A 16,341-nucleotide genomic window follows, 5' to 3' on the forward strand; every position below is an offset into this window, starting at 1 on the left:
GTCACATCGTCAGGACGACGCTGGCCGTCGTTCGGCCCGCTTCGAGGTCGGCATGAGCTTGGGCGGCATCCTTCAGCTTGTATTCGGCGCCAATCGGGTTGACGAGCCCGTCCTGCAGCGCCGCCATCAGCGCCGTTGTGCCCTGGCGGTAGAGATCCGGATCGCTGGCATAGGTCAATACGCTCGGGCGCGACAGGCCGATGGCGCGAGGCGCGGTCAGCTCCTCTATCTGGATCGGGGGAATAGGGCCGGCCGGCTGGCCGAGGCTTGCGACCATGCCGAAGGGGCGGACGACCGCAAGCGTTTGCGAGAGCATGGTGCCGCCGATCCCGTCGACGGCAAGATGTACGCCGCGGCGATCGGCTATGCGGCGTGTTTCCTGCCCCCAATCCTCAGATGTATGGAGGAGAACCACGTCGGCTCCGGCCTCATGGGCAAAGCCGGTCTTGGCTTCGGAACCGACCGTGGCGATGACGTTTGCTCCGATCCGCTTGGCAAGGCGGATGAGGAGCTGGCCGAGGCCGCCGGCGCCGGCATGCACCAGCACCCATTCGCCTGCTTTCACGGGATAGACCTTCTGCAGCACCATTTGCGCCGTCAGCCCGCGCAGCATCGTGCTGCCGGCAGCCCGCTCGCTGACGCCGTCTGGCAATTTCACCAGCCGAGCGGCGGAAAGAGTGCGCACCTCGGCATAGCTGCCGAGGGGATGGCCGATATAGGCGACGCGGTCGCCGACCTTGAGCCCTTCGACTTCCGGACCGATCGCCTCGATGATGCCGGCGCCTTCGAAGCCGAGCACGCTCTGGCCGGGTGGGAGCGGATAAAGCCCGGAACGGACATAGATGTCGACGAAATTGACGCCGGAAATGCTCTGGCGGATCCGCGCCTGGCCGGGGCCGGGTTCAGTGACTGGTAGATCGACGGCTTTCATGGCTTCGGGTCCGCCGGGACCGGTAATGGCAATCGCTAGGGGCATAGGCAAGTCTCCTTTCGGGAGATCTTTGACCATAAGCGTCGACCTGAATAAATTCGGTATGAACTCACAATATCTGTGCAATAATGCACCGATGATTGATTGGCAGGATCTTCTTCACTTCGCCGCTCTGGCGAGAACCGGCTCGCTTTCGGCTGCCGCGCGGGAGCTGGGCGTCGATCACGCAACCGTCGGAAGGCGCATTGCGGCCCTGGAAAGGTCGCTCGATCTGCGCCTCATCGACCGTCGGCCGCGCACCTCGCCATTGACCGCCGACGGCCGTGCCATCGCGGAACTGGCGGCGGGGATGGAGGAAAATGTCGAGGCCATCAGGCGCTATTCGAAGAGCGCCGTCGCCGGCCTTTCCGCCGCGGTCAAGGTCAGTGCGCCGCCATCGATCGCTGCCCACCTTCTCGCTCCGAAGGCGACGCTTTTTCGTGAAGAGCACCCGGATATCACGCTGACCATTGCCGGTGTCACCCGTCGCGCCGCGCTCAATTACGGCGAGGCAGATATCGCCGTTCGCATGACCAGGCCGGAGGAAAGTGACCTCCTGGTGCGCCGCATCGGCGTCATGCGCTTCGGCCTCTACGCCATTCCGAGCGTGGCGCAGGTGCCGGAGAAGGATTGGGTGTTCATCGGTTACGATGCGGCGATGGAGCATCTGACGCAGCAGACCTGGCTGCGCAGCCTATTGGAAGGCCGCCCGATCGTGTTCCGCGCCACCGATGTCTTCGGCCAGCTGGAGGCTGCCCGAACCGGCCTCGGCGTCGTGGCGCTTCCCGCCTTTCTGGGCGATGGCGAGCCGGCATTGGTACGCCTGCCGGTGGCGGTGCCGTCGCCTGCGCGCGACCTCTGGCTCGTGACATATCCGGATCTGCGCCGCTCTCCGGCGATCCGCGCCGTCATGGATTTCGTCGCCGATACCATCGAGCGAAGCTGTCCGTTGCGTAACGGCAGCGACGCCGCAGCGTGACACACTGGTTTTGCTTATCATTTTCCTGTTGCAGACCAGACGCGAATCTCTATCCATAAACGGATGCGCCATCCCTATGGTCGGTGATTGATGACGAAGCTGAGCAGCTGGTTCGTGGTGGACAGGGCGGATCTGGTCGCGGGCATATCGGTTGCCGGACTGATGCTGCCGGAAGCGGTCGCTTACGCAGGCATTGCCGGCCTGCCGCCGCATCGTGCAATCCTCGCCGGCATCGCCGGATGTCTCGTCTATGCCATATTCGGCCGCAGCCGCTTTGCCATCGTCTCTCCCACATCCTCGTCCGCAGCCATTCTCGCAGCCACCTTGGCGGTGGTGCCGGGCGATGCCACGATCAAGGCGGGGCTTGCCACGGTCGCCGTCGCGCTCGCCGGCATTCTCTTCGTCATCGCCGGTGCCTTGCGCCTGGGCGGCATCACCGGTTTCATCTCGCGGCCGGTCCTGCGGGGCTTCGCGCTCGGGCTGGCGATCACCATCATCCTGCATCAGCTGCCGATTCTGGTGGGCGTGCCCGTGCAGGGCTCGAATATCCTGAGCTACGCGGCGGCACTCTTCGGCGCTATTCTGCAGTGGAATCCGATCAGCGTCATAGTCGGCATCGTCGCGTTGGCGGCATTGCTGCTCTTGAAGCGATTGCCGGGCATTCCCGGCGCTTTCCTCGTGCTCGTCGCCGGCATCTTCACCTCCTATCTGTTCGGCTTGGAAGGCCATGGCGTCAAGCTGGTCGGCCCCATCGAGATCCTGCCGCAATGGCCGTCGCTGCCGGACGCTAACTGGACCGCCTATTCGCGGCTGGTACAGTTCACCGTGCCTCTGGTCCTCATCCTCTTTGCTGAGTCCTGGGGAACCATGCGAGCACTCGCCCTGCGTTATGGCGAGACGCTGGAGGTCAATCGCGAGCTTGGAGCGTTGGGTGCTGCCAATATCGCCAGCGCCGTCGTTCAGGGCATGCCAGTCGGCGCCGGTTTTTCCGCAGGCTTCGCCAGTGAGGCGGCTGGCGCGAAGACGCGGGCGACGACCGTTTTCGCTGCAATCGGCCTGGCGATCTTGATTGCCTGTGCGGGACAGCTGGTGGCGCTTCTGCCGGAACCGGTGCTCGCCGCCGTCGTGATCGCGGCTCTGACCCATGCGCTCGATCCCAGCCCCATTCTGCGCCTGCGCCGTCTGCATCGCGATTTCTACGTGGCAGTGGGTGCCGCTGTCGGCGTGCTCGCCTTCGGCGTTCTCAATGGCATGCTGCTGGCGATCGCGCTCTCGCTTGCCGCCATGATGCATCGCCTGGCATCCCCGTATATCGCCCGATTGGGACGGCTCAACAACAGCCATGACTTCGTCGATGTCAGCAGGCATGACGATGCGTCCGAGATACCGGGCATTGCCATCTGGCGCCCCGGCGAAACCCTGTTTTTCGGCAATGCCGATACGATCTTCGGCGAGATATTGTCCGGCAGTCGCAACGAAGCCGGGTTGCAGGCAGCTATTCTCAGCCTGGAAGAAAGCTCCGATATCGACAGTACGGCGATGGACGCCTTGATGGAGTTCGACAGCGCGATGCAGCGAGCTGGCCTCCGCGTCCAGTTCGCCCGCGTACATGACCGCGTTCGCGATCTCATGACGGTCGCGGGCATGGTCGACGTCGACAAGCGCTGCAGCTTCAGCGTCGATGATGCCGTGGCCGCGGTGATGGCGGCAGTTGAACCTGTTCCGAAACCGTAAGCGCCAGATTCAGAGCAATGGCCAGTGCCAGACATGGCCATGCTCGCCGTCGCCCTGAAAGCTGTTGACCAGCGTGAACGTTTTGACTGTCCAAGCAATCGGCTCTTCCAAAATCACTTCGGGAAGAATGTGGTTGCAATAAAACAGCGTCATGTGGGGTTGGAACGAAGTGGATATGCCGCTTTCAAAGCCCATACTTTGCATTGCAGTATCCAATTCCCGACGGAGTGTCGTTAGCCCCTCGTTTCCCTCCCTACACCAGAGTACATATTGACGGTTGTTGCCGTTGCCGAATGTGCCTGCCCGATCGAATGTCAGGGGAAACGATTTTAAGCAGATGGTTGACCCGGCCTCTAACGCAGCGAAGGTGGCTTCCTCCTGGGAGCGAGAGACAATGTCGATGGGATAGATGGTGGCATGGTAGAGATCATGCTTTCTGGCTGTGCGCATCAATCCATTTCGCCGACTTTGGTCGACGGTCATTTCTGCAGCCAATTTAGCGATTTCCGGGTCCGGCAACGCCGCAAAGTAGAGAGCTTGCCGACGTTTTGGCGGGCTTTTGCCCTTGCGATTAATTGGCGGTTTGCCGAGATCAAATGATAATTGATCGATGTGTTGCATGGCTTCATTCAAAACCGGCTTGGCTTTGCCTCCTTTTTCCCTGATCTCTAAAGCATATGACTCAACGACAAGGATTTCAAGAACAAAACGAGAACAAATGGCAGATTCATAAATCAGAATACCGACATCCTCGTTTCAAAAATGCGATCGAATAAAAGGCCCGTCTGATCTGTTCATTCCAAGCGAGGCTTGCTCTCTATTCTCTCCAACAAGGAATGACCGTCCATGTTTACCAGGGCCATCTTTTCAGCCGTATTTCTCGTCCTCATCGGGCTCGGCACTTCCGCTTGCTCTACGTCGGGAGATCACAATTCCGGCGGCGGCATGACGCTGAACGCGCCTCCGACTGGCGGCGGATATTGATCCCGTTCTGTCAATCGCCCTGAATCCGTTCGGCGGCCGTCAAAACGGTGGCAATTCTCGCTCCTTGCAAGAATCGGGTTGAATTCGAGGCTCCCGAGGACGATTTTCATGACAAGTGGAAACACGGGAGCTTTCGTCATGAACGAGACAAGGCAGAATTACCTGATCTTCGAAACCGCTGGCGGCTTTTGCGGCATCGCCTGGAACGAGGTCGGCGTGCTGCGCTTTCAATTGCCGACCAAGGATGCGGGCGCGACCGAACGCCTGCTTCTGCGGCGTTTGCCGAACGCGCAGCCCGGCGCGCCGAGCACGGAGATTGCGGGAGTGGTCGCCAAGGTGAAACGCTATTTTGCCGGTGAGGAGATCGACTTTTCCGACGTCACGCTCGATCTCGGCGAGCAGGACGCCTTCTTCAGGCAGATCTACGATGCCGCGCGACAGGTCGCTTGGGGCCATACGACGACCTACGGCACATTGGCCAAGCAGCTTGGCGCAGGGCCGGAAGCCGCGCGCGATGTCGGGCAGGCCATGGCGAAGAATCCGGTGGCGCTGATCATTCCTTGCCACCGCGTTCTAGCCGCAGGCGGCAAGATCGGCGGCTTTTCCGCGCCGGGCGGCTCCAACTCCAAGGCTCGCATGCTGGAGCTGGAAGGCGTTCAGCTGGCGTCGCCGAAGCCGGTGCAGCAGTCGCTGGCGTTTTGAGCCAGTCGATCCGGGTGTGCGGCTAAAGCTGCCCGCCCCCTATTCCTTCGGCTGACGGGCGCGGGAGAACAACAGTGTCTGCTTGTCATTGAGGCGCATTGGCTTCGGATCGCCATAGCCGGCTTTTTCGGCAACACGGATCGAGGCCGCATTGTCGGGCGAGATCAGGCAGACGCTGCGATCAAATCGCGGCTGTTGGTCGAGCCAGGCGACGGCGGCTGCCAGGGCTTCCGTCGCAAAGCCTTTGCCATGCGCCCACGCGGCCAGTGCCCAGCCGGCCTCCGGAATACCCCTGATTGGCGGTTCCATCACCCTGTGAAAGTCGGCAAAGCCGAGATCGCCGACATAGCGGCCGGAGGATTTTTCGCGGATTGCCCAATAGCCATGCCCGAGCAGCGGCCACAGACCATGATAGGACAGCATCCGCATCCATGACTCCCTGGAAGTGGAGACCACATTGCCGAAAATATGCCTCACGACCAGAGGATCGCTCCACATGCCCGCAAGCGGCTCGAAATCATCGAGCGTATGTCCCGTCAGGATAAGCCGTTCGGTTTCCAGTCGCGGCGGAGAAAGCGTTACTTCCATAAAGGCAGACCTTTGATTTAGCTTTGGGCATTCTGCTGCAGGCGCTCCGCAAGCGCATCCAGATCGGGCAGAAACCAGACCTCGCGACCCCTATTGGATTCATAGACGAAATCGCGCAGGGCATTACTGTCCGCGATCCATCCGGAGACGTCGCCGAGAATGACGAGCTGCGAACGATAGTTGACGAATTTCTGGATGATTGCGCCGGCAATGCGGGTTGAGAGCCGGAAAAACTCCTGGCTCAGCCGTGATGTCGGAACGACCACCAGCCGGGCTTCAGCGTCCCATGCAGCGCTGATCCAGTCATTCACGTCCCTTTCGCTGGCGAGGAGCGGACCGTTGTTATCGCCGATAACGACTCTTCGGCCGGAGAATTCTTTGACTATGTACATGCTGGTTCGACTTTGCATTCCATCGAGGGAAAGGTTGTTTGTTGTTGCTCTAAGTTGATAGTGGTTTCAAGGCGTCAGTCACCATCCTTATGCTTCATTGATATCCGCAATTCTTTTTCGGAGATCGGAGCCAAAGCCTAGCCTAAGGCGTTATCGCCGCTGCGTCATATCACTTGATCTGATGATCTCGTCCGCAATAGGACGATGAAGGCGAGAACGTGACTCACAAGGAGCAGCGGCACGTAAAGCGTCGGTATATAAATGCCTGCGCCGAAGAGACCGGGATTTCCGATTTTCGTTACGCCCATGTAATAGGCATTCAGAAGATCCAGAGTTCCCCAGATGTTGAATATCCAGACAACCGGAATGGCGATCGGCGACCGCCAGGAAAGGGCGGCCATGGAAGCGAGCGCGAGTATGGCCGAGATGAGATCGCCCCATCCGACCTTGTTGGCAAAATCCGAGCTCAACTGCGGAGATACGAATCCGGATACCAGAAAATTCATCCCCAAGAACCGGAACGCATGGAAAGCAGCAAGAAGTCTTAGAGCCTCATAACGCCGCATTGTGCGAAGCGCTGGCCAGACATAGACATAGGCTATCACCGAACTTGTCAGGAAGGCGCCGGCGACACTTAGAACGAATGGGAGATTGAGTTCCGGTGGCATCTCGGTTTCCTTCGTGTTTATCTTTCTGGTCTGACGGCATCGAAATCAATAAGTGTATTTCGCTGCCTTCGGGCGTTTAGGCATTGGCCAAGAGCAGGCGGAGCGGCAAAAGCGGACCGATCGCGATATATTCGTGATCCATGAGATTTTGCTTGGCCAACGGCAAGCCTTCCATGATTGCGTGAGCGTCGGCGACATCTCTCGAATCCAGCAGGAACACGGCTCCCCGGCCATCGCCTCGTGAATACCATTCGCGTATTTTTCCATCGAGATAGAGCTGCGCGGTCCGCCGGATTTCATCTGGCATGATAGCCATCACCCGCTCGCGTGTGACGCCCGCCTTCACGGTGAGGATGACCATCACTCCGGTGACTACGGGTGAGACGGCTTGCGCTTGAGCAGGGGTTGCGTGATCGTTCATGGAAGTAGCTCCTGTGAGAGTAAAGACCAGGAAGAGGTTGCAGAGCCGGGACGTCACAAACGTTCGGGCTTGGCGTTTGCGATGCTCCCGATTTGCAACTCACGTATAAGGCCACTTTCCATGAGCGACTATTCTCGATAATGTCGACGAGTTATGAAGCAGAACTTCACAGTCAGACAGGGTGCACTCGATGGCGTGGAGGCCTTTCTGAGCGTCGCCCAGCATTGCAGTTTTCGCAAAGCAGCGGCCGAACTTGGGGTAACGCCATCGGCAATCAGCCAGGCGGTACGCTCACTTGAGGCGCGCGTCGGCGCCGCACTTTTTATTCGCACGACGCGCAGTGTCAGCCTGAGCGAAGCCGGCGAACGATTTCACTTGCGCGCAAAGCCTGCTTTCGAGGAGCTTGTCGCGGCAAGCGAGGTCGCGCGTGACCTTGGGCAGCGGCCTGCGGGACTGCTGCGCCTCACCGTACCGCGGGCAGTGATGCCAATCCTGCTGGAGCCGCTGATCGCATCCTTCTGCCAAGCTTATCCTCAGGTCGAGGTGGAGATCGCCGCAAGCGCAGATCTGGTCGATATCGCTGCCGAGGGATTTGACGCCGGCATCCGGCTGGGGCAGTTCATTGCCGCTGACATGGTTGCGGTTCGGCTTACCCCGCCCTTTCCGCTGGTGGTCGTTGGTACCCCCGAGTATCTTCGCCGGCGGGGAAGGCCCGAACGTATCGATGATCTGCGCCAGCACGCCTGTTTGCGCATGCGCCGCTCGGACGCGTCAATCGCACCATGGTCCTTTGTCGATGGCAACAGGCCGATCGAGGCAATCGTCTCAGGCCCGCTGATCGCTCGTGATTTTCCCACCATTCTTGGTGCGGCCGGGGAGGATATGGGACTTGCACAAGTGCCTGAGCCGATTGCCCTCAGCCTGATGAAAGCAGGCAAGCTCGTGCAGGTTCTGGAGTCATTCGCGCCGTTGGCGCCGGGAGTGTTTCTATACTATCCCAACCGCCATCAAATGATGCCGAAGCTGCGTGCTTTTATTGATCACGTAAAAAGCCATTCGGGCGCTATCAGCAAAACACAAAGACGCATCGATGACAAACGACCACGCGAGCCGAAAAAGCGCTGATGTCGGAGGCGTTGACCGGATTGTATTGAAGTTACCAGGTGCTGCGGGCCAGGATGCGAGGTCTCGACTGCGGTTGCAAGGGCGCCATTGCATCTGATACGCCGCGCTGATCTGTTTCATTCGGCGCTACCATCTCCTCATTTCCATTCGGTTGTCTGGATGTATTCTAACGCTTTGTTTTAATGTGTTTTGGAACTAAAGGTCGTGCGAGACCGTTTATCTCTGACTTTGACACGGCGCTGACGTCGTGACCGGCCGGCTGGGTAAGCGGCGCTTTTGAGGAGTGTCTTAATATGAGGATTTCATCTGGATTTCGTTCGGTTGCGGTTGCCGCTATTGCTGCTGCGGGGATCGGCTTTGCCGGCGTCGCGCATGCCGATAGCGGCACGATCCGCTTTTCTGTCTATAAGGCGGCTTTCTTCGTCGGCGGCTCCGGAGGCGAGGGCACACTGACCTTCCATGGCCGCAAATATCCCATCTCGATCGGCGGCATCTCGGGCGGCCTCGCCTTTGGTGCCTCCAAGACCTATTTCCAGGGCACAGTGCGCAATATTCGCCGCGCCCGCGATGTAGGCGGTGTCTACGGTGCCGCCGGCGGCGGCGGCGCGATCGGCAAGGGTGCTCAGATGATCGTCATGACCAATGACAAGGGCGCCCAGCTCGAACTGACAGGCAGGCAGGTCGGCCTGCAGGTCAACGCCGATCTCAGTGGCCTGAGCATCACCGTGAAGTAAGGTCACCAGTCCAAGCCCATGGTGCAGAAGAGCCCGATCGGCGGAATTAGCGTTCGGGCTTTTCAGGAGAAGGTATGGTTTCCTCCTTCTTTCCATGCCCTTGAAGCGCGCGATGAACAGCTTCTCCGTCGGCGCGAGATGTCGTATAGCCGCCATCCTTGACGAAGTATCAAGCCAGCCCGCTGGCACCAGTATTGCGCTGGTCATTGGAAAGGGCCTCGATGACGTTGTCGTGCTGGCACGGGGAGAACGATTGCTGCTCCCGGTATTGCTAAAAACAAAAGGCTCTAGACGAGCACGGCACCGCCATCCACGATTACGGATTGGCCGGTGACATAGGCATTGCGCATGAACGACAGGTACGCTTCAGCGATATCCGACGGCTCGCCGACACGTCCCACGGGCAGCTTCCCGCCCACCGAGCGGAAGATCTGGTCCCGTGCCTCGGATGGGATACCGGACCACAGATCGGTGGCAACCATCCCGGGCGTCACAACATTGACGCGCAGAGGCGCGAGATCGAGGGCAAGCGCGCGGGTCAGGGATTCGATTGCGCCGCAAATGCTTGCCGCGAAGGCAAAACCTGCCGGCGGCCGCCGGGCCGAGGTTCCGCTCGTCAACACGATGGACCCGCCATCGCGCATGTGTGGCTGTGCCGCCTTCACGGCAGCGACCGCACCCCAATAGCGCAATTCAAAAAAGCTGCGTGCGGTCGCCAGATCGATTTCGGCGACGGGCTTGCCGAACGGCAAAGGCTCGCCGGCAGTGAAGACCAGGTGATCGAACGCGCCGAGCGTCGTGAAGAATGCCGAGAGGGACTCCATCGACCTTACATCGACGACCGCACCTGTGGCGGTTCCTTCCGGTAAACGCGTGATGGCGCCCGCGACATTCTCTTGTTGGCTGGAAGCGATGATAACATGAGCCCCTTCATGGACGGCTCCTTGAGCCACCGCAAAGCCGATACCACGAGATCCGCCAAGGATCGCGACCCGCTTGTTATGCAACATGACTTTTCCTTTCGCAGATGCGGATGGGTTATCCGTTGAGTGCGGCCCGCCTCTTGAAGGAAAGACTACTTCGATCTAATCATTCGAGCGATAATGTATCTACCATATTAATTTATCAATCGGCCGAAATTTGGATCCTTTTCTCGACCTCATCCACCTGCTTCGCCCACGCGCCACGCTCTGGGGCGGGATCGAGGGCTATGGCCGATGGGCCGTGTCGTTCCGCAAACGGGACGACCTGCTGTTCTGCTGGCTGGAGCGCGGCGCCTGCCAGTTGATCCGAGCTGACAAGGAACCGCTCCTGCTGCAGGAAGGCGACTTCGTCCTTATCAGAACCGACAAGAGCTTTGTCCTTGCCTCGGACGCGCAAGCTGTTGCTCGGGACAGCGAGGCGATGGTCGCAACCACAGGTAAAACGCTTCTGAGGATGGGTGCAGGCTCGGAAGCGCCTGTGGTATTACGTGGCGGGCGGTTCGTCTTCGACACCGCGAACGAGGGCCTCCTCACCTGGCTAATGCCATCCTTTGTCCATGTCATGCGTGATGACGTCTCCTCTTGGCGTGTTCGCAGTTTGCTGAGTTTGAACCTGTCGGAGTCATCGCAACCGAGAGCCGGTAGCGACTTCGTCATTACGCGCTTGATGGAATTGACATTTGTCGAGATTCTTCGCGGCGCCGTCCCTGACGCAACCCGGGAGCACAGGGGCTTGCTCGCCGGATTGAATGATCCCGTGACAGCCCGGGCGCTGACGGCACTGCACGAAGACGCCGCGAAAGACTGGACGCTGGCAGACTTGGCGCGGCTCTGCGGTGTTTCCCGATCCAGCCTTTCGAGCCGGTTCCGCAGCGTGGTCGGCATGGCGCCGATCGGCTATCTTCAGCACTGGCGCATGGCCGTTGCGAAGGATGCGTTGCGTCGCGGTGACAAAACTATTGGCGAGATCGGGCTCGCCATAGGCTTCCTGTCACCAAGCGCCTTTAGCACCGCCTTCACCCGATTTGTCGGCGTCTCGCCCAAGACGTTCGCCGCGCGGGAGCACCAAGCCCCGTCGTGAACATGTGCCCTCAATAGCAATTGTCCCGAGCCAGCCACCGTTCCAGGCGCACGCGCGCCTAGAGCCGGATGATTTTAGGTCGAGCCGACCTAAAATCTGAAATCCGTTCCGGAACCAAAGAAGTAGAGCGTGATGTCGTTCGAAATCCCCTCATACTTTTCGGCATCGCGCCCTAATACAGGGGACCGGGAGCGGACAGACCTAAACGAGAGGAGCATCCCTTTTGAAGCCAGTCGATGCTTCGATGGAGCGATGCAACAAAGCCGGGATAGATACTCCCTGTTGATCCAGGCGGGGCGTGTAAGCCTTCTCGAGTCGCTCCGCCTCCTCGTCGCTCAACACGACCGACAGCGAAGCCACGGCATCGTCGATGTGCTTGGTCTTCAGTGCGCCCACGATCGGCGCGGCGACCACGCGATTTCGACGTAACCACGCCAGGGAAATCTCGGCGGCGCCCACATCACGTTCCGCGGCGATGGCGTTTACCGCCTCGACGATTGCCCGATCGCTGGCCGCCGTATCCGGGTTTTGCTGGGCGCCGGACGGTTCGGTCTCCGTTCGCGTCGTCGTCATCCCCCATGGGCGGGCCAATTTCCCGCGCGCGAGCGGACTGTAGATCAGGGTCGACACACCCTCATCGGCACAGAGCGGGATCATCTCGCGTTCTTCTTCGCGCGCGACCAGATTGTAATTGTGCTGCATAGAGATGAAGCGCATCCAGCCGTTGGACTTCTGGATGTGCAACGCTTTGGCAAACTCCCACGCCTTCATCGACGAGGCACCGAGATAGCGTACCTTGCCCGCTTTCACGGCGTCGTGAAGCGCTTCGAGCGTTTCCTCCCACGGGGTCAGCTGGTCGCGGCGGTGTATCTGGTAGAGATCGATATAGTCCGTGCCGAGCCGCCGCAGGCTGTGATCAAGTTCAGCCATGATGGCCTTGCGCGATAGCCCGATCGCATTGGGGCCGTTGCGTGTCGCGCCCGCAACCTTGGTGGCGATGACGACGGCATCCCGGTTCCCGAAATCCTTGATCGCGCGCCCGAGGAATTCCTCGCTTGTGCCGGTAGAGTACATGTTGGCTGTGTCGAAGAAGTTGATCCCGGTCCTGAGGGCGTGATGGATCAACTCCCGGCTCGAGCTTTCTTCCACTGACCAGGCCGGATGGCCCTTGGCCGGATCGCCGAACCCCATGCAACCGATGCAGACGGGCGACACGTCGAGTCCCGAATTGCCGAGCTTTACATATTGCATAAACGCCTCCACCGTATAGAAACGGACATATGTCCGATTTCTCGATATAGATATGGACAATTGTCCGTTTAGTCAAGGCTCATGACCGAAACCCATAAGCGTCGCGCCGACGCCCGCACCAATCGCGACCGCATCCTGGCTGTCGCACGAGATGCTCTTGCAATCGATCCAGCGGCCTCGCTGCATTCCATCGCCAAGGCCGCGGGCGTGGGGCAGGGCACGCTGTACCGCCACTTCCCGACCCGGGAATCGCTCGTCCTCGGCATCTATCGCGATAGTATCGACGAGCTGGTGAGCCTCGCACCATCGCTCCTCGAGGCGTTCAAGCCACTCGAAGCCTTCCGAAGATGGGCGGAGCGGTTCGTCGATTACGGCCGCAAGAAGCACGGTGTCGCGGATATGCTGCGGGCTGCCATGACCGACCAGGACTTCCGGGAAACCTATTGGCCCATGGTCGACGCCGTCAGGCTTCTGATGGACGCTTGCGTCGATGCGGGCGAAGTTTCGAAGCCGGTCGACCCCGAGGACTTTCTGCAGTTGCTCGCCTTGCTCACCCAACTACCGCCTACAGCAGAAGGCACAGCACGCAGCGAGCGCCTGCTAAAGCTAGCCTTCCACGGGCTGGTGCGAAGTGAGGATCACTGAGGCTGCCGGTAACTCGGACGATTGGCAGCTTACTCGTCGCTCACAGCCAGAAGCCGATTGACCTCCAAGGTCCCAAACGTAGCCGGCGCAATTATAACGTTGAGGAGAAATCCAGCCGGTGCGCGCCTGCGTCAAAAGGTTAGCGAAGGGCCCCGGCTGTCGTTCAATTGCTATTCCGTGCTATCGACGGAGCAACTTACACTACAATATCCAAAACTATCTGGCTGTATCCCCCGTCACTCCCACTCGATCGTGCCGGGCGGCTTCGAAGTGACGTCGTAGACCACGCGGTTGATGCCGCGGACTTCGTTGATGATGCGGGTCGCGGCGCGGCCGAGGAATTCCATGTCGTAGTGATAGAAATCCGCCGTCATGCCGTCGACGGAGGTGACGGCGCGCAGCGCGCAGACGAATTCGTAGGTGCGGCCGTCGCCCATGACGCCGACGGTTTGGACCGGCAGCAGTACCGCGAAGGCCTGCCAGATCGCGTCGTAAAGGCCGGCCTTGCGGATTTCGTCGAGATAGATGGCATCGGCTTCGCGCAGGATTTCCAACTTCTCGCGCGTGATGCCGCCCGGGCAACGGATCGCGAGGCCGGGACCGGGGAAGGGATGGCGGCCGATGAAGCTGTCGGGCAGGCCAAGCTCTTTGCCGAGCACGCGCACTTCGTCCTTGAAGAGTTCGCGCAGCGGCTCGACGAGCTGCATCTTCATGCGCTCCGGCAGGCCGCCCACATTGTGGTGCGACTTGATGGTGACCGAGGGACCGCCGGTGAAGGAAACGCTCTCGATGACGTCGGGATAGAGCGTGCCCTGGCCAAGGAAATCGGCACCGCCGAGCTTCTTGGCCTCATCCTCGAAGGTCTCGATGAAGAGGCGGCCGATGATCTTGCGCTTGGTTTCGGGGTCGGAAACACCCTCGAGCTCGCCGATGAAGCGGTCGGAAGCATCGACATGGATCAAATGCAGGTTGTAGTGCTCGCGGAACATGGCGACGACGTTTGCCGCCTCGTCCTTGCGCATCAGGCCGTGGTCGACGAGGATGCAGGTCAGCTGATCGCCGACTGCCTCGTGGATCAGCAGGGCGGCAACGGAGGAATCGACGCCGCCGGAAAGAGCGCAGATGACGCGCTTGTCGCCCACCTGATCGCGGATCGCCTGCACCGCCTTGGCGCGGTAGGCCGACATCGACCAGTCGCCCTTGATGCCGGCGATGTTGTGGATGAAGTTGCCGATCAGCTTGGCGCCATCGGGCGTATGCACGACTTCCGGATGGAACTGCACGCCGTAATATTTGCGCTTCTCGTCGGCGATGAAGGCGTAAGGTGCGTTCGAGGACGTCGCGACCACTTCGAAGCCTTCTGGCAGCGCGGTGACGCGGTCGCCGTGGCTCATCCAGACCTGATGGCGCGAACCGTTGGACCACAATCCTTCGAAGAGAGCGCAATCCTTGTCAACTTCCAGGAAAGCGCGGCCGAATTCACGGTGATGGCCGCTCTCGACCTTGCCGCCGAGCTGCATGCACATGGTCTGCTGGCCGTAGCAGATGCCGAAGACCGGGATGCCGCTGTCGAAGATGATCTGCGGCGCTCGCGGCGAGCCTTCGTCCACGGTCGAGGCCGGGCTGCCGGAGAGGATCACGGCCTTCGGCTGCAGCCGCTTGAAGCCGGCTTCGGCGGATTGGAAGGGAACGATTTCGCAGTAGACGCCCGCTTCGCGCACACGCCGCGCGATGAGCTGCGTCACCTGGCTGCCAAAATCGACGATGAGAACGGTGTCTGGATGTGCTGTCTGGGTCATGGCGAGCCTTTAATGAAAAGCGCTTTCCCTGGCAATCGGGCAAATCACGTGAGAGCCGATTTTATTGTCCCGATTGTCCTTACTTTGCTTAGTTTCTGGCCCCTCAGAACCAGAATACGCCGTCTTCCAGCGCCGTAAACAGGCCGTCGACGGCATAGGAGAGTTTGCGGTCGATCACATGCAGATATTCCGTCCAGTCGGAAATGTGCTGCAGATCGACCTTCCCGTCGGAAATGCCCCGCAGGCCGATCAGCGGCAGGCCATAGGTCTGGCAGGCGCGCAGCACCGCGAAGGTTTCCATGTCGACCATGTCGGTGCCAATGCGCTCATAGGCCTCCGCGCCGGAGACGATATTGGCGCCGGTCGAAAGGCTGCCCTCGGCAATGGTCGGGATGCGCAGCGGCAGTTCGATCGTCGCGGGCAGATCGAGAAAGGGCGTACGGCCCTTTTCGAAGCCGAGCGGCGAGGCATCCATGTCGCGGTAGGAAACCGAGGTGACCTGATAGACTTCCGTCTGTTCCAGCCTGGCGGAGCCCGCCGAGCCGAGCGACACCACGAGATCGGGAAGATCGCCCTGGGCTTCGAGCTGTGCGAAGGCGCGGGTCAGCGCGATGGCCGCCTCGACCGGGCCGACGCCCGTCATCAGCGGATCGATGCGCGAGCGCAGGAAGGGCCCATATTCCGCCTCGGCGGCCATGACGAACAGGATCGATTTGCCCGATACCCGCTTCAGTTCGAATTTCATCCGCTAATTCCCTCTCTGCCCCGGATGACCATCATCGTTCCCGTCATCGAGGCGATCAGCTTGGCTGGCCCATCGCCGATGGCATAGCCGCGTCCGTCGGCGACGATGATCGTCGTGCCGGGCTTGGTGACATCGCCGCGAAACAGGAAGCGCTCGCCGCGCCCCGGCGACATCAGATTGATCTTGAATTCGATCGTGAGGATCGATGCGGAAGGGTCGATGACGCTATAGGCGGCAAAGCCGCAGGCCGAATCCAGCGCCGCGGCAATGATGCCGGCGTGCAATATGCCATGCTGCTGCGTCAGCTTGATATCGAAGGGCAGCTCGATCTCGACCGTTCCGTGCTCGACGCGCGTCAGCTCTGCGCCGATCGTCGCCATGGCGGCCTGCCGCTCGAAGCTGGTCCTGATACGGCTCCGAAAATCGCCGCTGGTCCCCGTATCGTCTGCCCCTGTCATGCCGTCCCCTTTCGCGGGTGCGAAATTGGCACGGGGAGGCGGTTTGGACAAGGGTTATCCGGTGGAAAAGCGGAGGCGTTCC

19 protein-coding genes are annotated in these 16,341 nt (G+C 60.3%); 8 read left to right on the forward strand and 11 right to left on the reverse strand.

Annotated elements, in window-relative coordinates; genetic code table 11:
- Position 1: 1 nt before the first annotated feature.
- Positions 2 to 976, reverse strand: a complete 975-nt coding sequence (locus tag AC13RC_RS28930; protein WP_145633659.1) for a quinone oxidoreductase family protein — start codon at positions 974 to 976, stop codon at positions 2 to 4.
- A gap of 91 nt (positions 977 to 1,067) precedes the next feature.
- On the opposite strand from AC13RC_RS28930, the gene AC13RC_RS28935 reads away from it, so the two are divergent.
- Both AC13RC_RS28935 and AC13RC_RS28940 read left to right on the forward strand, forming a co-directional pair.
- A complete protein-coding gene (locus AC13RC_RS28935) occupies positions 1,068 to 1,949 on the forward strand; it encodes a LysR family transcriptional regulator (RefSeq protein ID WP_488559324.1) in 882 nt (293 codons plus the stop codon).
- Positions 1,950 to 2,039: 90 nt separating this feature from the next.
- Complete coding sequence (locus AC13RC_RS28940; RefSeq protein WP_488559325.1) at positions 2,040 to 3,683, forward strand: SulP family inorganic anion transporter; 1,644 nt, start codon at positions 2,040 to 2,042, stop codon at positions 3,681 to 3,683.
- A gap of 9 nt (positions 3,684 to 3,692) precedes the next feature.
- Here AC13RC_RS28940 and AC13RC_RS28945 read toward each other — a convergent pair whose 3' ends face one another.
- Positions 3,693 to 4,304: a 2'-5' RNA ligase family protein gene (locus AC13RC_RS28945; protein WP_145323461.1), complete on the reverse strand. Its 612-nt coding sequence runs from the start codon at positions 4,302 to 4,304 to the stop codon at positions 3,693 to 3,695.
- 225 nt (positions 4,305 to 4,529) lie between these two features.
- Between AC13RC_RS28945 and AC13RC_RS28950 the strand changes: the two genes are divergently transcribed.
- Together AC13RC_RS28950 and AC13RC_RS28955 are read left to right on the forward strand one after the other, a co-directional pair.
- Positions 4,530 to 4,667, forward strand: coding sequence for a hypothetical protein (locus AC13RC_RS28950; RefSeq protein ID WP_488559326.1), 138 nt, complete (start codon positions 4,530 to 4,532; stop codon positions 4,665 to 4,667).
- Positions 4,668 to 4,805: 138 nt separating this feature from the next.
- Positions 4,806 to 5,369, forward strand: coding sequence for a methylated-DNA--[protein]-cysteine S-methyltransferase (locus AC13RC_RS28955; protein ID WP_488559327.1), 564 nt, complete (start codon positions 4,806 to 4,808; stop codon positions 5,367 to 5,369).
- A 39-nt stretch (positions 5,370 to 5,408) separates the two neighbouring features.
- Here AC13RC_RS28955 and AC13RC_RS28960 read toward each other — a convergent pair whose 3' ends face one another.
- From AC13RC_RS28960 to AC13RC_RS28975, 4 genes are all read right to left on the reverse strand, one after another.
- Positions 5,409 to 5,957 (reverse strand): GNAT family N-acetyltransferase, encoded by a 549-nt coding sequence (locus AC13RC_RS28960; RefSeq protein ID WP_145323463.1) that lies wholly within the window; start codon positions 5,955 to 5,957, stop codon positions 5,409 to 5,411.
- A gap of 17 nt (positions 5,958 to 5,974) precedes the next feature.
- Positions 5,975 to 6,349, reverse strand: coding sequence for a DUF4180 domain-containing protein (locus AC13RC_RS28965; RefSeq protein ID WP_488559328.1), 375 nt, complete (start codon positions 6,347 to 6,349; stop codon positions 5,975 to 5,977).
- Positions 6,350 to 6,513: 164 nt separating this feature from the next.
- A complete protein-coding gene (locus AC13RC_RS28970; RefSeq protein WP_145322119.1) occupies positions 6,514 to 7,017 on the reverse strand; it encodes a hypothetical protein in 504 nt (167 codons plus the stop codon).
- Between the two features lie 76 nt (positions 7,018 to 7,093).
- Positions 7,094 to 7,438 (reverse strand): hypothetical protein, encoded by a 345-nt coding sequence (locus AC13RC_RS28975; protein ID WP_233788606.1) that lies wholly within the window; start codon positions 7,436 to 7,438, stop codon positions 7,094 to 7,096.
- Positions 7,439 to 7,591: 153 nt separating this feature from the next.
- Here AC13RC_RS28975 and AC13RC_RS28980 point away from each other — a divergent pair, with 153 nt between their 5' ends.
- Positions 7,592 to 8,563, forward strand: coding sequence for a LysR family transcriptional regulator (locus AC13RC_RS28980; protein ID WP_488559329.1), 972 nt, complete (start codon positions 7,592 to 7,594; stop codon positions 8,561 to 8,563).
- A gap of 293 nt (positions 8,564 to 8,856) precedes the next feature.
- The gene (locus AC13RC_RS28985; RefSeq protein WP_069611058.1) at positions 8,857 to 9,297 is read left to right on the forward strand and encodes a lipid-binding SYLF domain-containing protein; all 441 of its coding nucleotides are present in this window, start codon (positions 8,857 to 8,859) and stop codon (positions 9,295 to 9,297) included.
- A gap of 287 nt (positions 9,298 to 9,584) precedes the next feature.
- Here AC13RC_RS28985 and AC13RC_RS28990 read toward each other — a convergent pair whose 3' ends face one another.
- On the reverse strand, positions 9,585 to 10,307 hold the full coding sequence (locus AC13RC_RS28990; protein WP_145633648.1) for an SDR family oxidoreductase: 723 nt from the start codon (positions 10,305 to 10,307) through the stop codon (positions 9,585 to 9,587).
- A gap of 130 nt (positions 10,308 to 10,437) precedes the next feature.
- On the opposite strand from AC13RC_RS28990, the gene AC13RC_RS28995 reads away from it, so the two are divergent.
- Entirely contained in the window at positions 10,438 to 11,361 is a 924-nt protein-coding gene (locus AC13RC_RS28995) for an AraC family transcriptional regulator (RefSeq protein WP_488559330.1), read from the forward strand.
- Positions 11,362 to 11,562: 201 nt separating this feature from the next.
- Here the strand turns inward: AC13RC_RS28995 and AC13RC_RS29000 are convergent, their stop codons facing one another.
- Complete coding sequence (locus AC13RC_RS29000; protein ID WP_488559331.1) at positions 11,563 to 12,612, reverse strand: aldo/keto reductase; 1,050 nt, start codon at positions 12,610 to 12,612, stop codon at positions 11,563 to 11,565.
- A gap of 81 nt (positions 12,613 to 12,693) precedes the next feature.
- Between AC13RC_RS29000 and AC13RC_RS29005 the strand changes: the two genes are divergently transcribed.
- A complete protein-coding gene (locus tag AC13RC_RS29005; RefSeq protein ID WP_488559332.1) occupies positions 12,694 to 13,257 on the forward strand; it encodes a TetR/AcrR family transcriptional regulator in 564 nt (187 codons plus the stop codon).
- A gap of 236 nt (positions 13,258 to 13,493) precedes the next feature.
- On the opposite strand, the gene guaA is transcribed toward AC13RC_RS29005, so the two are convergent.
- The 3 genes from guaA to AC13RC_RS29020 all read right to left on the reverse strand — a co-directional run bounded on the left by guaA (position 13,494) and on the right by AC13RC_RS29020 (position 16,259).
- Complete coding sequence (gene guaA / locus AC13RC_RS29010) at positions 13,494 to 15,056, reverse strand: glutamine-hydrolyzing GMP synthase (protein WP_069611063.1); 1,563 nt, start codon at positions 15,054 to 15,056, stop codon at positions 13,494 to 13,496.
- Between the two features lie 103 nt (positions 15,057 to 15,159).
- On the reverse strand, positions 15,160 to 15,801 hold the full coding sequence (locus AC13RC_RS29015) for a 5'-methylthioadenosine/S-adenosylhomocysteine nucleosidase (protein ID WP_069611064.1): 642 nt from the start codon (positions 15,799 to 15,801) through the stop codon (positions 15,160 to 15,162).
- Positions 15,798 to 16,259, reverse strand: coding sequence for a PaaI family thioesterase (locus AC13RC_RS29020; RefSeq protein ID WP_113329908.1), 462 nt, complete (start codon positions 16,257 to 16,259; stop codon positions 15,798 to 15,800). Before AC13RC_RS29020 ends, AC13RC_RS29015 begins: the two co-directional genes overlap by 4 nt.
- Positions 16,260 to 16,341 lie beyond the last annotated feature (82 nt).

It is taken from the genome of Martinezella sp. CNPSo 3890, assembly GCF_057784455.1.

What these genes read in the sequence shown, in the direction of transcription:
- AC13RC_RS28930 (WP_145633659.1), bottom strand. Translation starts at nt 976, where the DNA reads ATGCCCCTAGCGATTGCCATTACCGGTCCCGGCGGACCCGAAGCCATG.
- AC13RC_RS28935 (WP_488559324.1), top strand. Translation starts at nt 1,068, where the DNA reads ATGATTGATTGGCAGGATCTTCTTCACTTCGCCGCTCTGGCGAGAACC.
- AC13RC_RS28940 (WP_488559325.1), top strand. Translation starts at nt 2,040, where the DNA reads ATGACGAAGCTGAGCAGCTGGTTCGTGGTGGACAGGGCGGATCTGGTC.
- AC13RC_RS28945 (WP_145323461.1), bottom strand. Translation starts at nt 4,304, where the DNA reads ATGCAACACATCGATCAATTATCATTTGATCTCGGCAAACCGCCAATT.
- AC13RC_RS28950 (WP_488559326.1), top strand. Translation starts at nt 4,530, where the DNA reads ATGTTTACCAGGGCCATCTTTTCAGCCGTATTTCTCGTCCTCATCGGG.
- AC13RC_RS28955 (WP_488559327.1), top strand. Translation starts at nt 4,806, where the DNA reads ATGAACGAGACAAGGCAGAATTACCTGATCTTCGAAACCGCTGGCGGC.
- AC13RC_RS28960 (WP_145323463.1), bottom strand. Translation starts at nt 5,957, where the DNA reads ATGGAAGTAACGCTTTCTCCGCCGCGACTGGAAACCGAACGGCTTATC.
- AC13RC_RS28965 (WP_488559328.1), bottom strand. Translation starts at nt 6,349, where the DNA reads ATGTACATAGTCAAAGAATTCTCCGGCCGAAGAGTCGTTATCGGCGAT.
- AC13RC_RS28970 (WP_145322119.1), bottom strand. Translation starts at nt 7,017, where the DNA reads ATGCCACCGGAACTCAATCTCCCATTCGTTCTAAGTGTCGCCGGCGCC.
- AC13RC_RS28975 (WP_233788606.1), bottom strand. Translation starts at nt 7,438, where the DNA reads ATGAACGATCACGCAACCCCTGCTCAAGCGCAAGCCGTCTCACCCGTA.
- AC13RC_RS28980 (WP_488559329.1), top strand. Translation starts at nt 7,592, where the DNA reads ATGAAGCAGAACTTCACAGTCAGACAGGGTGCACTCGATGGCGTGGAG.
- AC13RC_RS28985 (WP_069611058.1), top strand. Translation starts at nt 8,857, where the DNA reads ATGAGGATTTCATCTGGATTTCGTTCGGTTGCGGTTGCCGCTATTGCT.
- AC13RC_RS28990 (WP_145633648.1), bottom strand. Translation starts at nt 10,307, where the DNA reads ATGTTGCATAACAAGCGGGTCGCGATCCTTGGCGGATCTCGTGGTATC.
- AC13RC_RS29000 (WP_488559331.1), bottom strand. Translation starts at nt 12,612, where the DNA reads ATGCAATATGTAAAGCTCGGCAATTCGGGACTCGACGTGTCGCCCGTC.
- AC13RC_RS29005 (WP_488559332.1), top strand. Translation starts at nt 12,694, where the DNA reads ATGACCGAAACCCATAAGCGTCGCGCCGACGCCCGCACCAATCGCGAC.
- guaA (WP_069611063.1), bottom strand. Translation starts at nt 15,056, where the DNA reads ATGACCCAGACAGCACATCCAGACACCGTTCTCATCGTCGATTTTGGC.
- AC13RC_RS29015 (WP_069611064.1), bottom strand. Translation starts at nt 15,801, where the DNA reads ATGAAATTCGAACTGAAGCGGGTATCGGGCAAATCGATCCTGTTCGTC.
- AC13RC_RS29020 (WP_113329908.1), bottom strand. Translation starts at nt 16,259, where the DNA reads ATGACAGGGGCAGACGATACGGGGACCAGCGGCGATTTTCGGAGCCGT.